Below are 18,966 nucleotides of genomic sequence, written 5' to 3' on the forward strand. Positions count from 1 at the left end.
CTTGAACCTTGCCAAATGAAGCAAATGGCTTCACTATGAAGGAATGAAGCAAAACACTTCACTCAAGGATGCGGTCCAGTACGCCGTGATCGGCGACCTGGTCGGCTCTCGCGCGCAGGCGTCACGGGGCAAGGCGCAGCAGCACCTGATCGCCGCCCTCGACCTGGTCAACCAGCGGATCCCAGCCCTCCAGGCGCTCGAACCCACGATCGGCGACGAGCTCCAGGGCGTCTACGCCGATCTCCACGGAGCGCTCTACGCCACGGCGCTCGTACGGCTCGCCCTTCCCGAGGACATGGACTGTCGCTTCGGCATCGGCGAGGGAGAGGTGGAGATCGTCGGCAGCTCCGCGTACGGTCTGACTCAGGACGGTCAGGCATGGTGGTCGGCACGCGAGGCCATCGATGACGCCAAGGCGAAGGGGCGCCAGTTCCCGGGACTGCGGACCAGGATCGTGCGTGAAGGATCAGACAAGGGGGACCTGGTGAACGCCTATCTGCTGTGTCGCGACACGATCGTCAGCGAATTCGACGGGCGCCAACGGCGCATCGCGCTCGGCGTGCTCGACGGCAAGAAGCTTGCCCAGATCGCCGCTGACGAAGGCATCTCGACCTCAGCGGTGTCCCAGCGTCACCGCTCCGGAGTCAACGTCCTCGTCGAGTCGATCGCGGAGGTTCCCCGATGACCGTCCTTGCCGTCCTTCTCGCCTCCATCGGAGCGGCTGACATCATCGGTCGTCGCGTCCTGCCCGGATTCGTCGTCGTGATCGCAGGCCTGCTCCTCGTCGGCGCAGGCTGGAACATCCTGTGGCTCGCGCCGCTGCTCGGGATCGCGGTCTTCGTCTGGATCGTCGCGGCGCGCAGCGACTCGTTCGCCGGCATCACCCTGCTCGCGGTCTACGCCATCGTCCTCATCGCGTTGTCCGGCACGCTGACATTCGACGACGTGCCGATCCAGGGCTGGTTCGACGACCTCGCCGTGCCGAGCCTCGCCACGGTCCCGTTCGACCGTTTCGCGCTCGGCATCGGCGTCGTCCTGTTCCTCACCAGCGCCGCCAACGTCGTCGTACGCGAGGTGCTCAGCCTCACGGGCCCGCGTGTCCTCGAGCAGGAGGACGATCTGCAGGGCGGTCGCGTGCTCGGTCCGCTCGAGCGCTGGTTCGTGTTCGCGTGCGCCGTGACCGGCAACCTTCCCGCGATCGCGATCGTCGTGGCAGCCAAGGGCATCCTGCGATTCCCCGAGATCTCCCGCGACAAGCCCGAAGGTCTGAGAGCCGAGTACGTCCTCATCGGCAGCTTCGTGAGCTGGGGCCTCGCACTGGCCTTCGTCCCACTGTTCTGATCCTCACACAGAGGCGTCGACACGCGGTCGTACGCTTGGCGCATGGCATCTGACAACCCCATCGACATCAAACCGCGCAGCCGCACCGTCACCGACGGCCTCGAGGCGACAGCTTCGCGAGGAATGCTCCGTGCGGTAGGCATGGGCGACGACGACTGGGAGAAGCCGCAGATCGGTGTGGCATCGAGCTGGAACGAGATCACGCCGTGCAACCTGTCACTCGACCGGTTGGCCAAGGCGGTCAAGACCGGCGTGCACGGCGGTGGCGGCTACCCGCTCGAGTTCGGCACGATCTCGGTGTCTGACGGCATCTCGATGGGCCACGAGGGCATGCACTTCTCGCTGGTGAGCCGCGAGATCATCGCCGACTCGGTCGAGACCGTGATGATGGCTGAGCGCCTCGACGGGTCCGTCCTGCTCGCGGGCTGCGACAAGAGCCTCCCCGGCATGCTGATGGCTGCTGCACGCCTCGATCTGGCCAGCGTGTTCCTGTACGCCGGCTCGATCATGCCGGGCAACGTCGACGGCAAGGACGTCACGATCATCGACGCGTTCGAGGCCGTGGGCGCGTGCATCAAGGGACTCATCACCCGCGAACAGGTCGACAAGATCGAGCGGGCCATCTGTCCCGGCGAAGGTGCCTGTGGTGGCATGTTCACCGCCAACACGATGGCCACCGCCGCCGAGGCGCTCGGCATGAGCCTTCCCGGCTCCGCCGCGCCTCCGGCGGTCGACAGTCGACGCGACGAGTTCGCCATCGCATCGGGTGAGGCCGTCGTCGGCCTGCTCCGCAAGGGCATCACCGCCCGCCAGATCATGACGAAGGAGGCGTTCGAGAACGCCATCACCGTCACGATGGCACTCGGTGGCTCGACCAACGCCGTCCTCCACCTGCTGGCGATCGCCCGCGAGGCCGAGGTGCCGCTGACGCTCGAGGACTTCAACCGCATCGGCGACAAGGTGCCGCACCTGGGCGACCTCAAGCCGTTCGGCCGCTACGTCATGAACGACGTCGACAAGGCCGGCGGTACCGCCGTGATCATGAAGGCGCTGCTCGATGCCGGCCTGCTGCACGGTGACTGCATGACGGTCACCGGCAAGACGATGGCGGAGAACCTCGCCCACATCACCGAGAAGCTCGACGGCGACGTGATCCGTACGCTCGACAAGCCGATTCACAAGACCGGCGGGCTCACGATCCTCCGCGGCTCGCTCGCCCCCGACGGTGCCGTGGTCAAGAGCGCCGGATTCGATTCCGACGTCTTCCGCGGTACGGCACGGGTGTTCGACGGCGAGCGCGCGGCCATGGACGCCCTCGAGGACGGCACGATCGTCGCAGGCGATGTCGTGGTGATCCGCAACGAAGGTCCCAAGGGCGGTCCCGGCATGCGCGAGATGCTGGCCATCACCGGCGCGATCAAGGGCGCCGGCCTCGGCAAGGATGTCCTGCTCCTCACCGACGGCCGTTTCTCCGGCGGTACGACGGGACTCTGCGTCGGCCACGTGGCACCCGAGGCCGTAGACGGCGGACCCATCGCGTTCGTCAAGGACGGCGACCCGATCGTGCTCGACATGGCCAACCGCACGCTCGAGGTCGAGGTCGATGCCGACGAGCTCGACGCGCGCAAGGTCGGCTGGGAGCCCATGCCGCCGAAGTACACGACCGGTGTGCTCGCGAAGTACCGCAAGCTCGTCAGCTCAGCCGCTGACGGCGCTGTCTGCGGCTAGGAACCCGTGTCCGACATTGATCCCGACGAGCTGGCCGTCGCGCTGAAGGTGCTCAAGGCTGCCGAGCAGCTCATCGAGGACGACCCGGACTACGTGGCACTGCGTCGCGCGTGCGGGAAGTTCTACAAGAACGTCAAGAAGAACCGCCGCCTCGACAAGCGAGCCCAGGTCGCGGCCGCCGATCGGGCGGTCGTGGCCGTGACGGCCACGGGATCACCGACCCGCATCGACGACGAGACCGAGGGCATCCCGCTGGTCTCCAACGCCAAGGGTGCGACGGCGGGCACGCTGCTGGTGCCGAGGGCGTGCTACATCTGCAAGCAGAAGTACACCCTCGTCGACGCGTTCTACCACCAGCTCTGCCCCGACTGCGCCGCGCTCAACCACTCCAAGCGCGATGCCCGCACCGACCTGTCCGGCAAGCGCGCCCTGCTCACTGGAGGTCGCGCCAAGATCGGCATGTACATCGCGCTGCGCCTCCTGCGCGACGGCGCCCACACGACGATCACGACGCGGTTCCCGCACGATGCCGTACGCCGGTTCACCGCGATGCCCGACAGCGCCGACTGGCTGCACCGGCTGCGCATCGTCGGCATCGACCTGCGTGACCCGGCGCAGGTCGTCGGACTCGCCGACTCGGTCGCTTCGCTGGGCCCGCTCGACATCCTCATCAACAACGCGGCACAGACCGTGCGCCGTACGCCCGGCGCGTACGCCCCGCTCGCCGAGGCCGAGAACGCGCCGCTGCCCGAAGGACCCCTCCCGGAGCTGTTGACGTTCGGTCACACCAGCGACGCACACCCCGCGGCCCTCGTCGGCAGTGTCGACTCGCACCCCGTGCTCGCCGGTGACGCCCACACGGCCGAGGAGCTCACCGCGATGGCGCTGACCGCGGGATCGGCCGACCTCGACCGGATCGATGCCGGGGGACTGGTGCCCGACACGGTCGACATCAACAGCTGGACGCAACGTGTGCACGAGGTCGATGCGCTCGAGCTCCTCGAGGTGCAGCTCTGCAACACCACGGCGCCGTTCATCCTCGTCAGCAGGCTTCGACCGTCGATGGCGGCAGCGGAAGCGCGGCGTACGTACGTCGTCAACGTCTCGGCGATGGAGGGCCAGTTCAGCCGCCGCTACAAGGGGCCCGGCCATCCCCACACCAACATGGCCAAGGCAGCCCTCAACATGCTGACTCGCACGAGCGCGGGAGAGATGCTCGAGCAGGACGGCATCCTGATGACCGCCGTCGACACCGGGTGGATCACCGACGAGCGTCCGCACCCGACCAAGGTGCGGCTCGCCGAGGAGGGATTCAAGGCTCCGCTCGACCTCGTCGACGGCGCGGCTCGCGTCTACGACCCGATCGTGCAGGGCGAGGCGGGCACCGACCTGTATGGCGTGTTCCTCAAGGACTACGTGCCGTCCCCATGGTGACGAATGCCGAGCTGCTCCGTGGCCAGTGGCGGTCCCTGCGGGACTGGATCGAGACATCCGGGCTGCTCGACCACTCCGGCCGGCAGAGCGTGCTCGAGGCGTGGAACATCCACGAGCTGGTGACCCACATCGGCCGCTCGTTCCTCGAGCTGTCCGTGCTGGGGCCTGCCAAGGGGGAGTCGCCGATGACCCTGCGGGCCTATCTCTCCCAGTACGGGAGCCTGTCGCGGGAGATCGCCGACGGCACGGCGCAGCTCGCGATGTCGTTCGCCGGTGACGTCCTCGGCGGCATCGACAACTGCGCCCGAATCGGGTTCCGGGCCCTCGACGCGCTGCGTGCTGACGTCGTGCGGACCCCACGGGGGGGCGCGATATCGCGCGACGACTACGTGCTCACCCGCCTCATCGAGCTCGTGGTGCACGGTGACGATCTTGCCCGCTCAGCTCCCCAGGTGGAGCCGCCGCCGCTGCTCGACGCGGCCCTGGAGGCGGTGTCGGCCGGCCTCGCGGACGCCTACCTGGAGGCGGGCGGTGAGGCTCCACATGTCGACGAGCACCTGCCCTGGATCAGGATCGCCACGGGCCGGGTGCCCAGCGACGACGCGTTGCTCCCGCTGCTGTGACCCGCAACGTCCACATGCTGGTACGTAGCGTCTCAACACTTGACCATTACGGCGGACGCGACGAGACTGATCTGCGTGTACGTGGAAATTCTCGTAGTAGACGACTGACGCGATGGCCTGTTCGGCCCCGCGTCTCCCTCGAATGCCTCACGGCCGAGGGATTTTTTTATGCGAACTCACCGACAAGCCACGGGCATACTGAAATGGACAGAAGGATGAACTCATGACCGAGCAGCTCACCGGGGCCCAGAGCCTCGTGCGGGCACTGGAGCAGGCCGGGGTCGACACGATCTTCGGCATTCCGGGCGGCGCGATCCTGCCTGCGTACGACCCGCTCTTCGACTCCAAGCAGATCCGCCACATCCTCGTGCGCCATGAGCAGGGCGCCGGTCACGCGGCGCAGGGCTATGCCCAGGTCACGGGCCGAGTCGGCGTCTGCATGGCGACCTCCGGTCCCGGAGCCACCAACCTGGTCACCGCGATCGCCGACGCCTACATGGACTCGGTCCCGATCGTGGCGATCACCGGCCAGGTGGCGAGCCATCTCATCGGCACCGACGGATTCCAGGAAGCCGACATCCGCGGCATCACGATGCCGATCACCAAGCACAGCTATCTCGTCACCGACGCCGCTGAGATCCCGCGCGTCATCGCCGAGGCCTTCCACATCGCGGGCACGGGTCGTCCAGGACCGGTCCTCGTCGACATCGCCAAGGACGCGCTCCAGGCCGAGACGACGTACGCCTGGCCGTCGGAGCTCGCGCTCCCCGGCTACCGGCCCACGACCCGCCCGCACGGCAAGCAGGTTCGCGAGGCCGCACGCCTGATCGCCGAGTCGCAGCGTCCGGTCCTGTACGTCGGCGGCGGCGTCATCAAGGCCGATGCCTTCGCCGAGCTCAAGGTGCTCGCCGAGATGACCCAGATCCCGGTCGTCACGACGCTGATGGCCCGCGGCGCGTTCCCCGACTCGCACGAGCTGCACCTCGGGATGCCCGGCATGCACGGCACCGTCGCGGCCGTCGCGGCACTCCAGCGCAGCGACCTGCTGATCTCGCTGGGGGCCCGCTTCGACGACCGGGTCACCGGCAAGCTCTCGACCTTCGCGCCCGGCGCCAAGATCATCCACGCCGACATCGACCCGGCCGAGATCTCCAAGAACCGTGCGGCGGACGTCCCGATCGTGGGCGACTGCCGCGAGGTCATCGCCGATCTCGTCGCGATGCTGCAGAAGCAGACCGCCGAGGACGACCTCACGGTCGACTGCAGCGCGTGGAAGGCACAGATGCTCGGCATCAAGGCGAAGTACCCGGTCGGCTACGACAAGCCCGAGGCGGGTCTGGCTCCGCAGACCGTCATCGAGCGCATCAGCGCGATCGCCGGCCCCAACGCGACCTACGCCGCGGGCGTCGGCCAGCACCAGATGTGGGCTGCGCACTACGTCGACTTCGAGCGCCCTCGCCAGTGGCTCAACTCCGGTGGCGCCGGAACCATGGGCTACGCCGTCCCGGCGGCCATGGGTGCCCAGGTGGGCCTGCCCGGTGAGGTCGTCTGGGCGATCGACGGTGACGGTTGCTTCCAGATGACCAACCAGGAGCTGGCGACCTGCGCGATCGAGAACATCCCGATCAAGGTCGCCGTCATCAACAACAGCTCGCTCGGCATGGTCCGCCAGTGGCAGACGCTGCTCTACAACGAGCGCTACTCCAACACCGACCTCAACACGGGCCCGGAGTCGATCGGTGCACGCCGCATCCCCGACTTCCTCAAGCTCGCCGAGGCCTACGGGTGCGTGGGCCTGCGTTGTGAGTCCGAGGCCGACCTGGACGCCACGATCGAGAAGGCGATGTCGATCACCGATCGACCGGTCGTGATCGACTTCGTGGTGGAGCGGGACGCGATGGTGTGGCCGATGATCCACGGCGGCGCCAGCAACGACGAGATCCAGATCGCCCGTGACCTGGCCCCCGACTGGGACGACGAGGAAGTGCTCTGATGCTCTCATCCCTCAGCAGCTCCGTGAGATCTTCCGCGGTCGAGCGGGACGTGCCCCGGCAACCGCCTGTCCAGAATTCCCGACGATCAGAAATCGAGGGCTGACCATGTCACAACACACGTTGTCGGTGTTGGTTGAAAACACCCCCGGTGTTCTGGCTCGGGTGTCGAGCCTGTTCATGCGCCGCGGCTTCAACATCGAGTCACTGGCCGTCGGCCCGACCGAGATACCAGAGATCTCGCGCATGACGATCGTCGTCAACGTCGACGAGCTGCCGCTCGAGCAGGTCACCAAACAGCTCAACAAGCTCGTCAACGTGCTCAAGATCGTCGAGCTCGACTCGGCGACCGCAGTCGAGCGCGAGCTGATGCTGATCAAGGTCCGCACCGACCCGCAGACCAGGGGACAGGTGCTCGAGACCGTGCAGCTGTTCCGCGCCAAGGTCGTCGACGTCGCCACCGACGCCGTGACGATCGAGGCGACCGGTGACTCCGGCAAGCTCACCGCGATGCTCAACGTGCTCGAACCCTTCGGGATCCGTGAGATCGCCCAGTCGGGACGCGTGGCCATCGGCCGCGGAGCCCGTTCCATCACCGACCGCACCCTGCGGGCCGTTCCCGGCTCTCAGGCAGTCTGACCGCAGCGCCCGTTCACGGGCAACACCCAAGGAGAAGAACCCCAGTGGCTGAACTGTTTTACGACGACGACGCAGACCTGAGCATCATCCAGGGCCGCCATGTGGCGGTCATCGGTTACGGAAGCCAGGGTCACGCTCACGCGCTCAACCTGCGCGACTCCGGTGTCGACGTCCGCGTCGGCCTCGCCGAGGGCTCCAAGAGCAAGGCCAAGGCCGAGGCGGAGGGCCTGCGCGTGCTCTCGGTCGCCGAGGCGGTCGAGGAGGCCGATGTCACGGTCGTGCTGGCCCCCGACCAGTTCCAGCGTCACATCTACGCCGAGTCGATCGAGCCCAACCTGGTCGCGGGCGACGCCCTCGTCTTCGGGCACGGCTTCAACATCCGCTTCGGCTACATCCAGCCCCCCGAGGGCGTCGACGTGCTCCTCGTCGCCCCGAAGGCTCCCGGACACACGGTGCGTCGTGAGTTCGTCGCCGGCCGTGGCATCCCCGACATCGTCGCGGTCGAGCAGGATGCCAGTGGCAAGGCGTGGGACCTCGCGCTCTCGTACGCGAAGGCTATCGGCGGCACACGTGCCGGTGTCATCAAGACGACGTTCACCGAGGAGACCGAGACCGACCTCTTCGGCGAGCAGGCCGTGCTGTGCGGCGGTGTCTCCCACCTGGTCCAGGCCGGATTCGAGACGCTGACCGAGGCGGGCTACCAGCCCGAGATCGCCTACTTCGAGGTGCTGCACGAGCTCAAGCTGATCGTCGACCTGATGTGGGAGGGCGGCATCGCCAAGCAGCGGTGGAGCGTCTCCGACACCGCCGAGTACGGCGACTACGTCTCGGGCCCTCGCATCATCGATGCGTCCGTCAAGGAGCGGATGCAGACGGTGCTGTCAGAGATCCAGGACGGCTCGTTCGCCACGCGCTTCATCAGCGACCAGGACAACGGTGGCAAGGAGTTCCTCGAGCTGCGTGAGAAGGAGGCCGGCCACTCGATCGAGGCGACCGGCAAGGTGCTCCGCTCGCACTTCTCGTGGAAGCAGCAGGACGCCGACTACGTCGACGGCCAGGCAGCCCGCTAGCCAGCACGCAACAAGGCCCCGACTCCGCGTAGGGGTCGGGGCCTTCTGCCTGTTCAACTAGAACAGCCGGGGGATCACGATGTACTTCGTCACCGGGGTGATGACCGGCCGCAGACCGGCGAAGCTGATCGTGAAGGTCGTCACCTTGAGCGTCGCGTACGTGATCGGCTTGCTCGACTCGTTGCCTGCCCGGTCGACCGCCTTCGCGGTGAACACCGTGGTCAGCCCCGACGGATGGCTCTCCGTCACGGTGCACGTGTCGATGCCGGACAGGGCATCCGATCCCTGACACGTCGGCTTGGGCAGCGGACCCGCGTACTTCTTGGGATCGGGGGCGTCACCGAGCGAGACGGTCGGCGGGACCTTGTCGATGTCGATGTTGTCGACCGTGACGCTGGCCGTACCTCCGTCTACCGAGGAGATCGTTCCTGTCACGGTCTGGTCGACGGCCGACGCGGTGAGGACGACGGGCGCCGGGCACGAGCCCGCGAGCGGCGATCCCTGCGGTGTGCAGGTGAACGTGACCGTCACGTCGGAGCGGTACCAGCCGCTCGGTGCCTGCGTTCCTGCCACGTCCGCCGTGATCTTCGGGTCGTGCGGCAGCGCGGTGCACACGATGGTGCCCGAGCGCAGCGAGTGACCGTCGGTGTCGCCGTCGTCGGCCCACACGACTTCCTTCTTCCCGTCCACGCAGGTCGATTGCAGCGAGATCGCCAAGCCCTCGTTGTTGATGTTGGGCATGCCGGCAGGGCGGTCGTACGCGGTGTCGATCACAAAGGCGCCGCCGCTGATCTTCAGCTGGGACGTCTTGCCATCGTGTGTGTCGTCGGTGACGGCCCACAGGCGTTGGCGCTCGGGGTCGAAGCTGACGTCGGCGAGGTGCGGGAAGCCGCTGGCCACAGTGGCGAGCCTGGTCGGCGCGCCACCGTCGGACGGGAGGGCGAACAGGTGCAGGTTGCCGCTGTCCTCGACGGCGACGGCGAACACGCCGGTGCCGTGAAGGGGGTAGTCGGCCGGATCGTACGCCTGTCCCGTGTTCTCGTCCTTGAACCCGTTGCCCGTGAGGTACGAGTCCGGGATCCAGGTGACACCCTCGAGGCCGAGGTTGGCGCCGTTGGCCGGGATCAGGCCGGTGACGTCCCACTCGTGCGTGGCCGTGAGGCCCGAACCGTTGGGGTCGTAGCTCAGGATCGAGCTGCGGCTCACACCACTCGCATCGTTGTTGCGCTCCGAGGCGAGGTAGACGGTTCCGTCGGGGCCGATCGTGATGCCCTCGGTGTCGGGCGCGCCCGAACCGTTGGGGTACTTCGGGTCCCTGGGCCAGCCGGCGGCGGGAACCCAGCTTCCGGCCTCGCGCACGAGCTTGAACAGCGTGCCCTTCTTGTTCTGTGCCGCCCACAGCACGCCCGGGTCGGAGGGATCGAAGGCCAGCCCGCTCAGGTCCTGAACGAACGTGCTCTCCAGATCGGATGTGTGGACGACTTGGTCGCCCGGCCACACATCGGTGTTGAGTCCGGGGCATGTGTTGACGGTGCCCTTGGTCGGCGCCACCGTCGTGGTGAAGTCGCCGAGTGCGTCCTTGCAGCGTCCGTACGTGGTGGCCGCGTGCGCGGTCCACGAGTAGGACTCGGCGAGGACGCCGTGTTGGTCGAACAGCCGAGCGGAGTCGGCACCACCGAGGCCGAAGCCGAACCCTGCCTCGTCGAGCACGACATAGCCGTGCGCCGCGATCGACCCGCTGGGGATCGTGTAGCCTGGCTCTCCGCTGTCCTTGAACGTCCAGCCGGTGAGGTCGACCGGAGCATCGCTGACGTTGACGAGCTCGACCCAGTCGCCGGGATCACCACCGCTCGACTCGACCTCGTTGATGCGCACGGGGCTGCAGGCGTTGGCCAGTCCGCGCGTCGACGTCGTCGTCAGCGCGAAGTCACCCGTGCCGTCGGGGCACCGTCCGAACGTGGTCGCGGCGTGCGCCGTCCAGGCATACGTGTCGACCTGCGTGCCGTCCTGCTTGAACAGCGTCACCGAGTCGTTGCCACCCAGGCCGAAGCCGGGGGACTGGGCGATCTCGGTGTAGATCGCGTAGTGACCGCCCACCGGAATCGTGGTGTTGGCAGGCACGACCACGGGCGTCGTGACGTGCGCGGGATCATTGTCGAGGATCTTCCAGCCCGACACGTCGGCGTCAGCCGTGCCCGTGTTGACGAGCTCGACCCAGTCGGCGACCTTGTCACCGTTCGACTCGATCTCGTTGATCTTCACGGTGGGCTCGGCGGGCGGGGCGACAGGGCAGTTGTTGGCCGCGCCGGGCGTCTGCGTCACGTTGAGCTTGAGCTCGCCGGTGCCGTCGGGGCAACGTCCCCACGAGGGGTCGAGGTGGGCGGACCACGAGTACTCGGCGACCAGCGTCGAGCCGGTCTTCAGCTTGACCAGGTCGGCGCTGCCCAGGCCGAACGGGAAGTTGGTCCCGTTCACGAGGGCGAGGTAGCCACCCGGTGCGATGACGGTCGGCGTGGTCGCGATGACAGCAGGTGCAGCGGCCGAGTCCTCGAGAGTCCAGCCGTTGATGTCGATCGGCGCGGAGCCGGTGTTGATCAGCTCGACGTAGTCGGCCGGGACACCCTGCGACGACACCTCGTTGATCTTGATGTCGGTCGGGCTGCCCGGGTTGGGCTCGGAGGGTGCGCCGCCCAGCGTGCTGGTGCCGGGCGAGCCGATGAAGCCGCCGGCCGACACCGCTGACGACTCGGCGTCGCCGGCGGTGGATCGGGTCCAGGTGCTTGCCTTGTTGAGGCCGAGGTTCGCCGCGCTGGCCCAGGCGCTGGCGGTGTCCGTTCGCGGACCCTTCACGTCACCCGTGCCCTGGTCGTTGTAGGTCAGGCGGTCGACGAGCGCGCTGGACGCGTCATAGATGTTGATCTCGTCGGAGCGGCCGAGGTTCTGTGTGTTTCCGCCGACGACCTTGACGGTTGCAGGCAGGTTCCACTCCGTACGGAAGGCAGAAGCCGTCGCCTCGCTGAGGATCACCGACTCGCCGGGCGTGACGTTGCCGAAGGCCGAGAGGCTCACGCTCCCCGGCGTGCGCGCACTGTCTGCGAACGACCATCCGGTGAGGTCGTGGCTCTCGCTGCCGATGTTGGTCAGCTCGACGAACTCCGAGCCGTTGTACTCCCACTCCGTGATGCGTATGTCGGCCGAGCCGGCAGCGTTCGCGCTCTGGGAGAGGGACATCACGGTGATGCCGGACAGGGCCAGCATCACGGCGGGGAAGACTGCAGCAGTTCTGCGTACGCGCATGGGTTCCTCGGGTTCCGTGTAGGGGTGACCCGAAGATGGCAGCGCCGCGAGAACTCTCGGTGAACGTGAGTCAGAGCAGGGGCGAACTCTTGGTCAGGCGATCAGCTCGAGGGTCTTCGACCGGGTCGACCGGTCGGTTGCCCGGCCCGGTCCGCGCACCTCGTCATGGGCCAGCCGCAGGCGCGAGACCGCCTCGGTCAGCGTCGCGGGGGACTGCGTGTAGGGGAGGCGCAGGTGCTTCTCGCCCGCCGAGCCGGCGCCGGTGAAGAACCGGGGACCCGGCGTGAGCAGGAGCTCGTGGCGCGCGGCCGCAGCCGTCAGCTGCGACGAGATCCGGTCGGGCAGGGTGACCCACAGGCTGAGACCGCCGGACGGGCAGTGCGCCTCGAAGTCCGGGAGCTGCCGCGCCAGCTCGCCCAGCAGGTGGTCGCGGCCGGCCCGCAGCGTGGCGCGGCCCGCGGCGGCCGTCTGTCCGCCCTCGATCAGCAGCTCTGCGAGCACCAGCTGCTCGAACGCCGCGCTGCCGAGGTCGAGGGTCATGCGTGACTGGATCAGCGGCATGACGAGGTCACGAGGGGCGCGAACCCACCCGACCCGCAGTCCACCCCAGAAGAGCTTGGAGGCCGAGTCGACCAGCACGGCCCTGGAGTCGTACGTCGCGTATGACGGCGGCAGCTCCACGCCGTCGAGGTTGACCTCGCGCAGCGACTCGTCGACCACCGGCACCACACCATGGCGCTTCAGCTCGCGCGCCCAGGCGCCGCGCTCGCTGTCGCTCATGATCGCGGCGGTCGGGTTGTGGAAGTCGGGGATCAGGTAGGCGAGCCGATGGCGTGAGCTGTTCAACGTCGCCGCGAGGGCGGCGGGATCCCACGGGGTGTCGAGCATCGGCAGCGCCGAGAGCCGGCCGCCGACGGCGGCAAGTGCTTCGTGCGCGTGGGGATAGCTGGCACCCTCGACCACGACCCGGTCACCGGGGGAGAGCGCGGTGTGCGCCATCAGCGAGACCGCACCCTGTGCGCCGTTGGTGATGACGATCTGGTCAGGGTCGGTTGGCAGGCCCCGATCGGTGTAGCGCTGGGCGAGGAGCTCGCGCAGGACCGGCAGCCCGTCGGGAAGGTAGCCCGTCGTGGCGAGAAGGCCGGGCAGCTTGGTGACGGCGGCCTCGAAGGCCCGGCCGAGCCCCGCCGGCCCGGCGGGCGCCGAGTAGGTCAGGGCGATCGTGCCCTCGCCGTGGGGGGTCAGGATCATGCTGCTGGCGCTCGACGCGGCGTACGGGACGTGGACGACACTGCCCGAGCCCTGCCGCGAACGCAGCAGTCCCGAGGCACGCAGCTCGGCATAGGTACGGGTCGTCGTCGTACGGCTGACACCCAGTGCTGTTGCCAGCTCTCGCTCACTGGGCAGGCGGCTGCCGTCGAGGACGCGGCCGTCGACGACGAGCAGCCGGATGCCCTCGGCCAGCCCGCGGTAGGCAGGGCCCTCTGACGCGTACGGCTTCAGCAGCGTGGCGAGTCGGGTGGCGGAGATCGTCATGGACATGAGGCCACTCTTTCACAATTGGCTATGTATTGGATAGCCAATCTCCGGCACGATGACGTCATGACCATGATCCTCGTCCTCGTCGGGCTGCTCGCCCTCGCGGCGATCCTCGTGGCGCTCGCCCGTACGATCGCCAACGACGGACTCGGCACCCGCCCGACGCCGCGCAGCCACCCGGAAGAGGTGGGCTCATGGATCACGCAACAGCTTTCACGATGACGCGCCTGACCGAGCGTCTCGGCCGACTCGTCGTCGGGCTGTTCCTGTATGGCTTCACGATGGCGATGATGGTCGAGTCGACGCTCGGCCTCGACCCGTGGGACGTGTTCCACGAGGGCGTCGCCACGCAGGTGCCGCTGACGTTCGGTCAGGTCGTCATCGTGACGGGTGCGGTCGTGCTGCTGCTCTGGATCCCGCTCAAGCAGGTGCCCGGGATCGGTACCGTGCTCAATGTCATCATCATCGGCCTGGCAGCCGACTTCGGGATCGCACTGATCGACCAGCCCGACAACATCTGGCTTCGGGGACTGCTCCTCGTGGGCGGCGTCGTGGGCAACGGCTTCGCGGGCGCGCTCTACATCGGGGCACAGCTCGGGCCCGGCCCGCGGGACGGGTTGTGGCTGGGCCTGGTGCGCCGTACCGGCCGCAGCGTGAGGTTCTGGCGGACCACGATCGAGGTCACCGTCCTCGCCGTCGGCTTCCTGCTCGGCGGCACGGTGGGCGTCGGAACCGTGCTCTATGCCCTGACGATCGGGCCGATCGTGCAGTTCTTCCTGCCGCTGACACATGTCGACGTCTCGGCCGGCAAGTTGTCACAACCGGTGCCAGACTGACCAAATAGGGGATAGGTTCTCGCAAACGGCCAATCTGTGTGGCCGCTGGACGCTTCGGGGGCCCCGCATGGTTCAGGACGTTGTTGGCAGAGCTCGACGACTTCCGCCCGAGCTCGCCCTGCTGCGCATCACCAATGCCCGCCACCGACTTCCTGCCGTTCTGGGCACCGGCTTGCTCGTCATGCTGGCGCTCGGCGTCATGATCGGTGGCGGCATCTTCTCGCTGGCGGGCAAACAGGCCGCGACGATGGCCGGCCCGGCCGTCATCGTGTCGTTCGTCATCGCGGCGGTGGTGAGCCTGCTCGCGGCGTTGTCGTACGCCGAGCTCTCGTCCACGATCCCGACGGCGGGGAGCGTCTACACCTTCGCGTACGTCGCCTTCGGCGAGCTGTGGGCGTGGATCGTCGGCTGGGCCCTCGTGCTCGAGCTCCTCGTGGCCGCCGCGGTGGTGTCGCGGGTCTGGGCTTCGTACTTCACCGCCACGATCGACGGGTTCGGCATCGGCGTCCCCACCTTCCTCGCCGAGCACTCGAAGGATTCGGAGGGGACCGGGTGGATCGCGGCGGCCCTGGTGATCGTCCTGGCGCTCCTCGTGATGACCGGCGCGAAGCTCACGGGTCGTGTGCTCGCCACGATCGTGTCGCTCAAGCTTGTGGCAGTGGTGCTCGTGATCGCGGTCGGCGCAACTCACGTCAAGACAGCCAACTACTCGCCGTTCATCCCGCAGTCGAAGTCCGTGGACGGCGGATCCACGGTTCTCCAGACGATCATGGGATCCAGCGAAGTGTTCGGCATCTTCGGCATCTTCACGGCAGCGGGCGCCATCGTCTTCGCGTTCATCGGCTTCGACCTGATCGCCACAGCAGCGGAGGACACCAAGGACCCGCGCCACTCGATCCCGCGGGCGATGCTCGCGTCGATCGGCATAGTCAGCGTCCTGTACGTGGCCATGGCCACCGTTCTTGTCGGCCTCAGGCCATTCGGTGAGCTCAACACGGCCGCTCCCGTCTCGGACGCTCTCCGCGCGGCGGGCGCGCCAAGCTGGAGCGCCAACGTCATCAACGTCGGCGCACTGTTCGGCCTCACCACCGTGGTGCTGGTCGTGCTGATCGCCCAGAGCCGCGTGCTGTTCGCGATGGGCCGCGACGGGCTGCTGCCCAAGGGTCTCGCCAAGGTCGGGGTGGGTTCGTCTCCGTCTCGGGCTGCTTCGCTGGCTGGCGTGGCCGCAGCGGTGCTCGCCCTCGACCCCGGCACGATGAAGCGCGCTGACCTGCTCGTGCTCGGCACGCTGTTCGCCTTCGCGTTCTGTGCGGTCGGCGTCATCCGGCTTCGCAGGTCCGAGCCGGACCTCGAACGCGGCTTCCGGGTCCCGCTGGTCCCGCTCGTCCCGATCCTCTCGCTGCTCGCAACCATCTGGTTGTCGTTCAACCTGACGTGGACCAACTGGCGTGACTTCGCGATCTGGATGATCGTCGGCCTGGTGCTCTACGTGGCGTACGGCCGCGGTCACAGTGTGCTCGGCACGCGTGACGACGAGCCACCGCCGCCGGCAGCGTTGGTCGAGCTCGAGGCGCCCGCCGTACGACCGCCTCGGCCGCCGGGCGCGCATCGCGCCTAGGTCACTCGTCGCGGACGATCCGCAGCCGGCGCTCCGTGGGGAGAGGCGGGTCAGACACGACCCCGTGCTGCGGGACGTGGGGATGGCCATCGGCCACCACGAGCAAGCCACAGGCATGGGCGGCGTTGACGAGAAGGACAAGCAGGTCGTACGTACCGGGCTCGTCGGAGTCGACCATGCTCCGATGCACCTTGAGCGTGTCGGCAGGAAGGTGTCTCATCTGCGCGATCGACGTGCGTCCGGTTCCGAAGTCGTCGATCGTCACGCAGATGCCGGCCTCGCGGAGGGCGCTCAGGGTCTGGGTTGCGCTGGGAACCTCCACCAGCGCCATCTCGTTCACCGCAACGGCAAGTCGGTGGGGCGCGAGATCGGCATCCACCAGTGCGCGGCGTACGTCCTGCAGCAAGCAGGGCGAGGTGAGCAGCGGCGTGGAGACCGGAACCGTGACCGTGAGGTTGCCGTACGAGATGGGCTCGGCGGCCGTCAGGGCGGCGAGTCTGGCCGTGGCGCCCGTCAGCACCCACCGATCGACGGCACAGGCCAGCTCGGCTGACATCACGGCGGGCGGGACCTCCGTGAGGTCCAGGGGCTCACCGTCAGGTCGGTTCCATCGCACCGAGGCCTCGTAGCCGTCGAGCAGCCCACTGGGCAGCTCGACGACAGGCTGCAGGTGGATCTCCAGATCGCCGGCCTCGAGCGCGTCGCCCAGCTCTGCCTCGATCGCGGTCCGATCGGCCAGCTCGGACCGTCCCCGGTTGTCGAGCTGCTGGATCTGGCCGCGACCTGCGGACTTCGCGCGTCGCAGAGCGGTCTGGGCCTCGAGCAGGAGTGTCTCGGCGTCGGTGCCGCAGTCCTGGCTCGTGGTGGTCCCGATGCACGCGGTGACCTCGAGTGCGCCGCCGGGAAGGAGTATGGGTTCGCTGATCGCCTTGATCAACCCGTCGGCGAGCTTGGCGGGCTCGTGGCCTGACGACACCGACTCGATCAGCGCGACGAACTGGTCACCACCCAGGCGCCCCACCGAACCGACGCCCCGGGCGGCCTCCTGCAGCCGGCAAGCGACAACGCGCAACACCTCGTCGCCGACCGTGTGACCGTGCTTGTCGTTGATCCCGCCGGTGTCGTCCAGGTCGACCACCATCAGACCGACGGGCGTGCCGCTGCGCCGTCCGCGCCGGAGCGCGGCACCGATCAGCTGTCGCAGGTGCACGCTGTTGGCGACGCCGGTCAGGGAGTCGTGGGAAGCCTCGCGCAGCAGGTCCTGCCTCAGCTGGTCGCGCTGCCGGGTCGTCTCGCGGATCTCCTCGATGTCGAAGGCCATCCTCCACACCACCAGCAGGGTCAGCGCGCATGCGCCGCCGACAATGACCCACGTGTCGACATGGACGCTCTGCACCAATCTGGCGACCACCAGGGTCGGCACGATCAGCATGGCGGCGGCCACGGCGGCCAGGGGACGGAACGAGAACGGACGAGCGCGTGGTCGGGAGACGGTCGACAGCTGTCCCATGGTCGGGTGCAGTGCCGTGGCACCCCAGAGCACATACGACGCAAGCCACAGCACGTCGAGGGCGTTGGTGTAGTCAGACGATGGGTCCACCGCGAAGAACGTGTCCGCGATGAGCACCAGGCCCATGGAGGCGACCATCAGGCGGAATGCGGGCGAGCGTTCACCCCGATCCGTCACCAGGCGGATCACCAGCGCCAGCAGTAGCACGTCACCGATCGGGTATGCCGTCGCGACGGCCCGTTCGACCAATGACAGGTTGGTGTTGTCGACGATCGGGTCAGCGACGAAGACCCAGGACAGCAGGCCGAGACCCACCGTGACGATCAGGCTGTCGATCAGGCCCGGAACGTCACGCTCGCGCCGTCGGCGGGCGATCATCAGGACGAGACCGGCGCCGAGGAACGGATAGGCCAGCAGGTAGGCCACATCCGCGATGGAGGGGGACTGGGTCATGTCGAAGGTGTCGTACAGGACGTCGCCGATGAACCACGTGCCCTGTCCCATCGCGAAGAGGTACCAAGGCAACCGGTTCGCCGGCTTGTTGGCCCACAGCCCGACGAGGATCGCCAGGACACCAGACAGGGCAACGGCCTGGTACAGGAGGACCGTCGGCTGGAGGGCGTACAGCGCGATCACCACCACGCTGACAAGCAGGTACGCCCGGTACATGGGGCAATTCTGGCGCATTCGTGTGGTTGACGTGCGCGTTCGAACGGACGACGGTCGCGGTCGTCAGCGGCGTGTGGCGATGATCAGGGAGGCGTCGACGTCGATCAGCATCTCGACCGCGGCAAACCTCTCGTCGGTCAGCCACCGCTCGCGCACCGTGTCGACGCGTCCCTCGACGATCGGGGGCCAGAATGCCGACGGCTCGAAGTCATCGAGCACGGCGATTCCACCAGGCTCGAGGAGATCGGCGAAGACGTCGATGAACTCCATGACGTCGCGCACGTCGACGAACACCAGCGAGAACGGGGCGTACTGCTCCAGCGTCGACCAGTCACCGGCGATGACGTCGACGTTCGGGGTCTCGGCGAAGATCTTCTGCACGTCCTCGGCGAGGGCAGGATCGAGCTCGGCGCTGACGACCCGCGCGTCCTTGGGCGCACCGCTCGACAGCCATGCCGAGCCCACCCCGCAGCCCGTGCCGAGCTCGGCCAGCGTTCCCGAGCGCGACGCCGCGAGTGCAGCGAGCAGACGGCCCGTCTCGTTGCGGATCGAGGTGATGAAGCCGCGTTGACGCGAGAGGTCGAGCGTGGCCGAGACGATGTCGGGTACTTCAGCTGGCGCGCTCACGCGGACAGTCTCCCACGACTGTCGACTTCATCTCGTGGACCGAG

15 protein-coding genes are annotated in these 18,966 nt (G+C 67.9%); 11 read left to right on the forward strand and 4 right to left on the reverse strand.

Translation table 11 applies throughout. The features are described from left to right. Window positions 1-43: 43 nt before the first annotated feature. The 8 genes from ABD683_RS14100 to ilvC all read left to right on the forward strand — a co-directional run bounded on the left by ABD683_RS14100 (window position 44) and on the right by ilvC (window position 8,826). Complete coding sequence (locus tag ABD683_RS14100) at window positions 44-685, forward strand: SatD family protein (RefSeq protein ID WP_344770594.1); 642 nt, start codon at window positions 44-46, stop codon at window positions 683-685. Further along, complete coding sequence (locus ABD683_RS14105; RefSeq protein ID WP_344770595.1) at window positions 682-1,341, forward strand: hypothetical protein; 660 nt, start codon at window positions 682-684, stop codon at window positions 1,339-1,341. The genes ABD683_RS14100 and ABD683_RS14105 overlap by 4 nt, the downstream gene beginning before the upstream one ends. A 42-nt stretch (window positions 1,342-1,383) precedes the next feature. Next, window positions 1,384-3,069: a dihydroxy-acid dehydratase gene (gene ilvD, locus ABD683_RS14110; protein WP_344770596.1), complete on the forward strand. Its 1,686-nt coding sequence runs from the start codon at window positions 1,384-1,386 to the stop codon at window positions 3,067-3,069. A 6-nt stretch (window positions 3,070-3,075) separates the two neighbouring features. Beyond that, the gene (locus tag ABD683_RS14115; RefSeq protein ID WP_344770597.1) at window positions 3,076-4,503 is read left to right on the forward strand and encodes an SDR family NAD(P)-dependent oxidoreductase; all 1,428 of its coding nucleotides are present in this window, start codon (window positions 3,076-3,078) and stop codon (window positions 4,501-4,503) included. Continuing rightward, complete coding sequence (locus ABD683_RS14120) at window positions 4,497-5,126, forward strand: maleylpyruvate isomerase N-terminal domain-containing protein (RefSeq protein WP_344770598.1); 630 nt, start codon at window positions 4,497-4,499, stop codon at window positions 5,124-5,126. The genes ABD683_RS14115 and ABD683_RS14120 overlap by 7 nt, the downstream gene beginning before the upstream one ends. 223 nt (window positions 5,127-5,349) lie before the next feature. Beyond that, complete coding sequence (locus tag ABD683_RS14125; protein ID WP_344770599.1) at window positions 5,350-7,119, forward strand: acetolactate synthase large subunit; 1,770 nt, start codon at window positions 5,350-5,352, stop codon at window positions 7,117-7,119. A 106-nt stretch (window positions 7,120-7,225) separates the two neighbouring features. Further along, window positions 7,226-7,756, forward strand: coding sequence for an acetolactate synthase small subunit (gene ilvN, locus ABD683_RS14130; RefSeq protein WP_344770600.1), 531 nt, complete (start codon window positions 7,226-7,228; stop codon window positions 7,754-7,756). Between the two features lie 44 nt (window positions 7,757-7,800). After that, window positions 7,801-8,826, forward strand: a complete 1,026-nt coding sequence (gene ilvC / locus ABD683_RS14135; RefSeq protein ID WP_344770601.1) for a ketol-acid reductoisomerase — start codon at window positions 7,801-7,803, stop codon at window positions 8,824-8,826. A 57-nt stretch (window positions 8,827-8,883) separates the two neighbouring features. Here the strand turns inward: ilvC and ABD683_RS14140 are convergent, their stop codons facing one another. Then, complete coding sequence (locus ABD683_RS14140) at window positions 8,884-12,123, reverse strand: lamin tail domain-containing protein (RefSeq protein WP_344770602.1); 3,240 nt, start codon at window positions 12,121-12,123, stop codon at window positions 8,884-8,886. 93 nt (window positions 12,124-12,216) lie between these two features. Beyond that, window positions 12,217-13,665: a MocR-like transcription factor YczR gene (gene yczR, locus ABD683_RS14145; RefSeq protein WP_344770603.1), complete on the reverse strand. Its 1,449-nt coding sequence runs from the start codon at window positions 13,663-13,665 to the stop codon at window positions 12,217-12,219. 60 nt (window positions 13,666-13,725) lie between these two features. On the opposite strand from yczR, the gene ABD683_RS14150 reads away from it, so the two are divergent. The 3 genes from ABD683_RS14150 (at window position 13,726) to ABD683_RS14160 (ending at window position 16,116) form a co-directional block, all read left to right on the forward strand. Then, the gene (locus ABD683_RS14150; RefSeq protein WP_344770604.1) at window positions 13,726-13,884 is read left to right on the forward strand and encodes a hypothetical protein; all 159 of its coding nucleotides are present in this window, start codon (window positions 13,726-13,728) and stop codon (window positions 13,882-13,884) included. Beyond that, window positions 13,881-14,498, forward strand: a complete 618-nt coding sequence (gene yczE / locus ABD683_RS14155; RefSeq protein ID WP_344770605.1) for a membrane protein YczE — start codon at window positions 13,881-13,883, stop codon at window positions 14,496-14,498. The genes ABD683_RS14150 and yczE overlap by 4 nt, the downstream gene beginning before the upstream one ends. Window positions 14,499-14,565: 67 nt before the next feature. Next, window positions 14,566-16,116, forward strand: coding sequence for an amino acid permease (locus tag ABD683_RS14160; RefSeq protein WP_344770606.1), 1,551 nt, complete (start codon window positions 14,566-14,568; stop codon window positions 16,114-16,116). A 1-nt stretch (window position 16,117) separates the two neighbouring features. Here the strand turns inward: ABD683_RS14160 and ABD683_RS14165 are convergent, their stop codons facing one another. Both ABD683_RS14165 and ABD683_RS14170 read right to left on the reverse strand, forming a co-directional pair. Next, on the reverse strand, window positions 16,118-18,295 hold the full coding sequence (locus tag ABD683_RS14165; protein WP_344770607.1) for an EAL domain-containing protein: 2,178 nt from the start codon (window positions 18,293-18,295) through the stop codon (window positions 16,118-16,120). 63 nt (window positions 18,296-18,358) lie between these two features. Beyond that, on the reverse strand, window positions 18,359-18,922 hold the full coding sequence (locus ABD683_RS14170; protein WP_344770608.1) for an O-methyltransferase: 564 nt from the start codon (window positions 18,920-18,922) through the stop codon (window positions 18,359-18,361). Between the last annotated feature and the right edge of the window lie 44 nt (window positions 18,923-18,966).

This window comes from Aeromicrobium panaciterrae (genome assembly GCF_039537165.1).
Taxonomy (GTDB): domain Bacteria; phylum Actinomycetota; class Actinomycetes; order Propionibacteriales; family Nocardioidaceae; genus Aeromicrobium; species Aeromicrobium panaciterrae.

What these genes read in the sequence shown, in the direction of transcription:
- ABD683_RS14100 (WP_344770594.1), top strand. Translation starts at nt 44, where the DNA reads ATGAAGCAAAACACTTCACTCAAGGATGCGGTCCAGTACGCCGTGATC.
- ABD683_RS14105 (WP_344770595.1), top strand. Translation starts at nt 682, where the DNA reads ATGACCGTCCTTGCCGTCCTTCTCGCCTCCATCGGAGCGGCTGACATC.
- ilvD (WP_344770596.1), top strand. Translation starts at nt 1,384, where the DNA reads ATGGCATCTGACAACCCCATCGACATCAAACCGCGCAGCCGCACCGTC.
- ABD683_RS14120 (WP_344770598.1), top strand. Translation starts at nt 4,497, where the DNA reads ATGGTGACGAATGCCGAGCTGCTCCGTGGCCAGTGGCGGTCCCTGCGG.
- ABD683_RS14125 (WP_344770599.1), top strand. Translation starts at nt 5,350, where the DNA reads ATGACCGAGCAGCTCACCGGGGCCCAGAGCCTCGTGCGGGCACTGGAG.
- ilvN (WP_344770600.1), top strand. Translation starts at nt 7,226, where the DNA reads ATGTCACAACACACGTTGTCGGTGTTGGTTGAAAACACCCCCGGTGTT.
- ABD683_RS14140 (WP_344770602.1), bottom strand. Translation starts at nt 12,123, where the DNA reads ATGCGCGTACGCAGAACTGCTGCAGTCTTCCCCGCCGTGATGCTGGCC.
- yczR (WP_344770603.1), bottom strand. Translation starts at nt 13,665, where the DNA reads ATGTCCATGACGATCTCCGCCACCCGACTCGCCACGCTGCTGAAGCCG.
- ABD683_RS14150 (WP_344770604.1), top strand. Translation starts at nt 13,726, where the DNA reads ATGACCATGATCCTCGTCCTCGTCGGGCTGCTCGCCCTCGCGGCGATC.
- yczE (WP_344770605.1), top strand. Translation starts at nt 13,881, where the DNA reads ATGACGCGCCTGACCGAGCGTCTCGGCCGACTCGTCGTCGGGCTGTTC.
- ABD683_RS14160 (WP_344770606.1), top strand. Translation starts at nt 14,566, where the DNA reads ATGGTTCAGGACGTTGTTGGCAGAGCTCGACGACTTCCGCCCGAGCTC.
- ABD683_RS14165 (WP_344770607.1), bottom strand. Translation starts at nt 18,295, where the DNA reads ATGTACCGGGCGTACCTGCTTGTCAGCGTGGTGGTGATCGCGCTGTAC.